Genomic DNA, 6,000 nt, shown 5'->3' on the forward strand with positions numbered 1-6,000 from the left:
ACATTCTCGGCCCGCCCCTTGACGAGCGGGTTCCGTGAATTCTAATTTCGCCTCAGCACATTCGTGCTCATCAACCTCTGAAGTGGACCGTACAACGGTTCGGAGGGGAATCGCGCAGTGAAAAGAACGACGATACGCGGCGCGGCCGTGCTCGGCACGGCCATCGCGCTCCTCGTGAGCGCGGCCGCGTCAGCGACCGCCACCGGGGGTGCCGCCCGATCGGCGGACGCCCCGGCCGCACCCGCCCACCGAGCGGGCGTCATGGTGACAGTCGATCAGGCGGCCCATGCGGCCCGGGCGCGTACGGTGCACGCCGCCGCCGCCCGAGCTGCGGCGCCCGCCGCTGAAGACAACACGCTCTCGTACCACGGCGGCATCGGTGGCGCGGGCGTCATGAGCGGCGCCAAGACCAAGGTGTACCTGGTCTTCTACGGAAACCAGTGGGGCAAGCGGAGCACCGACGCCAACGGCAACGCCAAGTTCTCCGGCGACCCGGCCGGCGCGGCCGGCGCGGCGCAGCAGATGTTCAAGGGCATCGGCACCAACGGCGAACTCTGGTCCGCGGACCTCACGCAGTGGTGCGACGGCCCGGGGATCGCGACGGGTGCGACCGCGTGTCCGGCGAACCTGCCGGCCTCGCAGTTCGTCCCCTACCAGGCCGGTGGCGTCCTGGCCGGCGTGTGGTACGACAACGCCGCACCCGAGCCGAAGAACGTCGACGGCCACGGCCTGGCCCTGGAGGCGAACAAGGCCGCCGGGCACTTCGGCAACAAGACCGCGGCGAGCAACCGCAACGCGTACTACGTGATCATGTCGCCGCACGGCACCAACCCGGACGACTACCAGACCCGGTACTGCGCATGGCACGACTGGAACAACGACGCCGAGCGCCTGAGCGGCGGACCGGCCCCGTCCGCCTACGGCAACGACATCGCGTTCAGCAACCAGCCGTACAACATCGACATGGGTGCCGGTTGTGGCGCGAACTTCGTCAACGCCGGTGCGGCGGGCACACTCGACGGATACACCACATCGCTCGGCCACGAGTGGCACGAGATGATGTCCGACACCTACCCGACCACCGGGTGGGCCTACCCCATTGGGCAGGACGAGAACTCGGACGAGTGCGCCTGGATCAAGCCCGGCCAGCCCGGCGGCTTGGCGAACGTGAGCTTCGGTGCGTTCGGTACCTACGCCGAGCAGGCCTCGTGGTCCAACGACACCAACTCCTGCGCGATCTCGCACCCGATCGTCCACCACGGCGGCGGCAACCTGAACGGAACCCACCAGCTGACGGTCGCCGGCGGCTTCGCCCTCGACGACCCGAACTCCTCCACCGTCCCCGGAGAGCGGCCGATCACCTGGATCAAGGACGGCGGCACCAACCAGAACTGGGTCCTCACCCAGCAGCCGGACAAGTCCTACACCATCGCCAACGCCGCCTCCAAGCTGTGCCTGGACGACGGCGGATGGCAGGTCCCCGTCCCGGGTGCCGCGGTCACCCAGGAAGTCTGCACCGGCGCGGCCAACCAGCACTGGCAGATCGCACCACTGCCCTCGGGCGCCTACACCATCACCAGCACCAACTCGGGACTGCTCCTCACCACGGACTTCTCCGACAACAACTCCCTGGTCAGCCAGGACCCGAACAGCGGCACCCCGCGCCAGCAGTGGACGATCTTCTGATCGCACCATGAGGCAGCACCCTTGGGTCACGGGGCCGGGCAACAGGCCCTGGACCCGTCCACCCAACCCCGTCCCACTGACCGCCACCTCCACCGGAACGTCCACACCCATCCAGGACTGACGACCGGTCACCTGCACGGACCCCGGAGCCCGGCTCCGGGGTCCGTGTCGCGCTGTCTGACCCGACGGCGGTACCGCGACGGCGTCTCGTCGGTCTCCCGCCGGAACGCGGTGGCGAAGTGCTGGGACGACGAGTAGCCGAGGTCCATGGCGATCGCAGTGATCGTCAGGTCGGTCTCGGCGAGCAGCAGCCGGGCACGTTCGGTTCGCAGGCGGGTGCGGTACCGAGCGGGTGGCTCACCGATCTCGGCCCGGAACAGTTCGGCGAAGTGGGCGGGCGACAGGCGCACTTCGGCGGCCAGCTCATCGACCGTGCGGCCCTCGGCGAGCCGGTGCTCGATGCGCCGCTTGGCCGTCGCGACGGCCGGGTGCATGGCGAGGTGGCGGCCCGGCGGCCGGCTCTGGGCCAGCCGGGACGCCTCGATGACCAGCAGCGCGGCGGTGCAGGCCAACCCGGCCGCGCGCTGCGGCTGAGAACGTGGTGCCGTACCTCGACCACCCGTCCGCGCTGATCCGGGCCCTCGCGCGAGAGGCGGCACGCCGCACCGGTACGGATCCCCTGGCGTACTACCGCGCGGGCATCCAGGCTGCCGAGCCGCGGGTCGGGGCAGTCGGAGGGCTCGCCGAGACCGGCAGCCGGGCCGACGGCCCACTGCTCACCGCCCTGCTGGACAACCCGGCTCCTCAGGTCCGCGTCCACGCGCTGCGCGCCCTGCGGAGCCTCGACGTGGTGCCCATGCCCCGGGTCACGGCGCTGCTGCGGGACGGCTCCACCACGGTGGTCAAGGAGGCCGCCGCCACGCTCGCCCCCAGTGCCACCCAACTGCCTGCCGACCTGCTGTGGGACATGCTCACCGACCCGCAGCGGCCGGCCGTCCGACGGGCCGGCTACCGGTTGTTGAGCCGGCACGACCGTCTCACCGCGCTCCGCGCCGCCCTCGTCGTGAGTGGCGACACCCACCCCCGACTCGCTGCCCAGGGCAAGAACGACGCCACCACCCAGATCCGCAACCTGGCCCCGCACCCCTGGCGCACCCGCCCGGTCCCGTCCCTCGACGCCAGCCCCGCACAGGCCGCCGAACTGCTCGCCCTGGCGGAGCAGCGGCGTACCGAGCTCACCGAGGACGTGGTCCGACTGCTGCGTGACGCGCTTCGTCCGGGGCCCGGCAACCGGTAGCCAAGTCGCAGGCAGGGGCACCTCGTGCGGCTCGCTCGTGTTCGGCGTGTGGGTTTCACCGGGTTCGGCGCAGGCGTTCACTCCCTGGCGCCATCGGCCGCTCTGTTACGGCCGGTCACAAGCCCTCCACAGGCGGGCCCTGGCGCACGGCCTGCCTGGGATCCCTGTCCGTTACCCCTCGGTCCACGACCGTCCGACCGTCACCCGATCGGTGGCCGCTCTGAAAATGCTCAGTGCTTGGCCCCTTTTCTTTCGGGCTCCCAGAGTGGACGGGTGTAGCATTTGGTTACGTCGTACTGATTGGGGGTTGAATCGTGAGGATCAGCATCGGCGGCGATCACGTCGAGGTGCCCGATGGCCTGGGCCGGGCGCTGCTCGCGGCGCTGCGGGAGGAGCGGTTGGTGGAGCCGCCGCAGGTTGCTGGCTTCGACGACCTGGTCGACCTGGTCGCGAGCCTCAGCCGGCTCATCCAGCACCTGACGGTGTTCAAGGAGGTGGCAATCTCCCGTGCAGACGCCGCCGGCGCCTACTCGAACCGCCGAGCCCTGGCCCTCGCGGCCGCGATGTCCGCTTCCCAGCTCGGCCGGGTCCTCGAAGGACATGGACTGCCGAAGGATCGCCGCAGCGGCGGCGTGAACCTGGTCGTCGCGTTCCGCGCCGCCGACGACGGGGTCCTGCACCTGGCCGCCGAGGCGGACGTGGCCGGCCTGCCCGAGTTCACCCTGCCGTTCACCCCCACGCAGACTACGGCGGAGCGGACGGAGTTCTCGGGGCGGGAGCTGACCTTCTACTACCGCCCGCAGGTCTCGATCGCCGCGGCCGACCTCGGGCGCAGCGCCGGTTACACCCTGCGCGACGCCGAGCACGGACTGATCGCCTGCGTCACCGAGGACGTTTTCGACGCCCTGTTCGGCGACCCGCGTCTCGACCCGACCCGACCCAACGGACGCTGAGGAGCAGCCCCCGATGTCCGACGAGCTGTTCGACTCCGTCGACGCGCTGCTCGCCGCGGTGAGCAGCGGTCTGCCGCTGCCGGCGGAGCGCAGGCGGCTGCGCCTGGCGGCCGGGCTGACGCCCGCGCAGGTTGCTGCGGCCCTGCGGGTGAACTCGGCCCTGGTCCTGGGCTGGGAGGACGGCAGCGCCGTCCCGGGCCCGGACATCGCTCCGGCGTACACGCGCCTGCTGGAGGGCCTGGCAGCGCGCTTCCCCGCCCCCGAGCAGCAGCCCGCCGCCCCGGTCGCACCGCAGCCGCAGACGCACGCCCAGGCCCCGGCGACCGCCCAGCACGCCACCGACGCGCCCGCCGTCCCGGTGCTCGACCAGAACCCGGACGGCTCGCTGCTGATGGCCGCCGCGGCGCCGTGCGTGCAGTGCGGCCAGCCCTCCGTTTACCGCGCCCAGGGCCGCCCGATGCACCTCGGCGGGTTCTGCCGCCCCGCCACCCCGGCTACCGAGCCGGCCGTCGAAGCCACCCAGCAGCCGACTGTGGCCCCGGCCCCGGCCGAGCAGCCCCCGGCCACGCCAGCACCCGCTGCTGCTCCCGTCGCCTCCGAGCCGGTCCGGCCCGCACCCACCGCCACGCCGGCCCCGGCGGGCAGGACGCGCCCGGCGACGGCCCGCCCCGCTGCCCGCCCGGCTGCCCCGCGGCCTGCCGGTCCGGCCGCCCCGGCTGCTGCTTCCCGGTGGTGGCCGGTGGTCGCGCTGGGCGCCGTCGACGGTGGTTGGGTGCTGGACGTCCCGCAGATCCCGGCCCCGGCCGGGACCAAGCTGGGCGACTGGTTCGCGTGGCTGGGTACCGGGCTTCCGCTGCGCGTCGAGCGGGCCCACCCCTTGGGGCGTGGTGGCGACGGCACGGTCTGCCTGACCGCGGCCGCGCTCAAGCAGCTCGGCCTGCCCGCCGCCCTGCCGGGCACGGAGAAGGCCCTGACCTCGCTGCAGGCAAAGATGGCGAAGGCCGCGGCCAGCGTCGGCATGGAGCTGAGCGACCACATCGGCCCGGCCTTCCACGTCTTCCGCCGCACCGGGTCGGCCGGCGGCCCGAAGACCTCGGTCCGGGTCACCATCGCGCCGTGGCTCGGGCAGGGCGATGCCCGCCAGCAGGCCACCAGCGCCCTGGCGGGCCCGCTCGCCACCGCCCCCGACGGGACCAAGGACGGGGCCACCTTTGCCCGCCGCTTCCGTGCCTTCACCACCGACCTCGGCGTCGCCCCCGGCGCCACCACCGCCTCCACCGCGATGCTGCTCCTGGACGCGGTGCGCCCGCGCATGGAGTGGGTCAAGGACGAGGCAACCGGCGAGTGGTCCTCCCACCTGCGTGATGGCGCGCTCCCGACGGGGGACCTGTGCGTTGCGCCGGCCGCCGGCGCCCGCCACCCGCTCACCCGCGAACTCCTCAGCAAGGGCGAGGCGGTGTGCGAGGAGGAGGACTACAAGTGGTGGGCCCGCGAGCTCACCGAGCAGGAGTCCGTCCGCCCGTGGGCGGTCGCGGTCGACGTCTGCGCGTCCTACCTGTCCGTCACCGACTCCCTGCGCCTGCCCATCGGCCCGCTCGAGCACGCGCGGAACCCGGCGTGGGACGGCGGCAAGAGCGGCGGCCTCTGGTGGTGCGACTTCACCAGCACCCCGGTGGACGAGCTGCTGCCCCACCCGGCCACCTTCCACGGCCAGCCGCCCACCGGCCCGGGCTGGTACGCCACCCCGACCGTCGCCTACATGGCCACCACCTACGGCTTCGACCCGGCCACCATCACCGACGCCTACCTGTCGACCCACACCGTTCCGCTGCTCAAGGAGTGGACCGGCCGGATCCGTGGCGGCTACAAGCGCGCCTACGCCGACCTCGGCCTGACCGACGGCCAGGCCCCGGCCGAGTTCCTGGCCGCCTACGCCGTCCACAAGGACGTCGGCCAGGACGAGGTCCGCGCGGACGCCCTGGTCCTCGCGGGGCTGTACAAGAACATCTACAAGGGCGGCATCGGGAAGTGGGCCGACTCCGCCCGCCACCTGGACGACGAGAC

General features: G+C 72.6%; 5 protein-coding genes. 4 read left to right on the forward strand and 1 reads right to left on the reverse strand.

All coding sequences use genetic code 11. The features are described 5' to 3' along the window. The first annotated feature begins 261 nt into the window (after positions 1-261). Positions 262-1,686 carry an RICIN domain-containing protein gene (locus tag FHR36_RS39085; RefSeq protein WP_253804553.1) on the forward strand — a complete coding sequence of 475 codons (1,425 nt, stop codon included), beginning with the start codon at positions 262-264 and terminating at the stop codon, positions 1,684-1,686. A gap of 128 nt (positions 1,687-1,814) precedes the next feature. On the opposite strand, the gene FHR36_RS39090 is transcribed toward FHR36_RS39085, so the two are convergent. After that, entirely contained in the window at positions 1,815-2,258 is a 444-nt protein-coding gene (locus FHR36_RS39090; protein ID WP_253804554.1) for a helix-turn-helix transcriptional regulator, read from the reverse strand. 29 nt (positions 2,259-2,287) lie between these two features. On the opposite strand from FHR36_RS39090, the gene FHR36_RS39095 reads away from it, so the two are divergent. From FHR36_RS39095 to FHR36_RS39105, 3 genes are all read left to right on the forward strand, one after another. Beyond that, on the forward strand, positions 2,288-2,983 hold the full coding sequence (locus FHR36_RS39095; RefSeq protein ID WP_253804555.1) for a HEAT repeat domain-containing protein: 696 nt from the start codon (positions 2,288-2,290) through the stop codon (positions 2,981-2,983). Between the two features lie 314 nt (positions 2,984-3,297). Continuing rightward, positions 3,298-3,936: a hypothetical protein gene (locus tag FHR36_RS39100; RefSeq protein WP_253804556.1), complete on the forward strand. Its 639-nt coding sequence runs from the start codon at positions 3,298-3,300 to the stop codon at positions 3,934-3,936. 13 nt (positions 3,937-3,949) lie between these two features. Next, on the forward strand, positions 3,950-6,000 hold a 2,051-nt coding region (locus FHR36_RS39105), incomplete at its 3' end, for a helix-turn-helix domain-containing protein (RefSeq protein ID WP_253805032.1).

Origin of the sequence: Kitasatospora cinereorecta, from assembly GCF_024172095.1 — a bacterium.
In the GTDB taxonomy this organism is placed as follows: domain Bacteria; phylum Actinomycetota; class Actinomycetes; order Streptomycetales; family Streptomycetaceae; genus Kitasatospora; species Kitasatospora cinereorecta.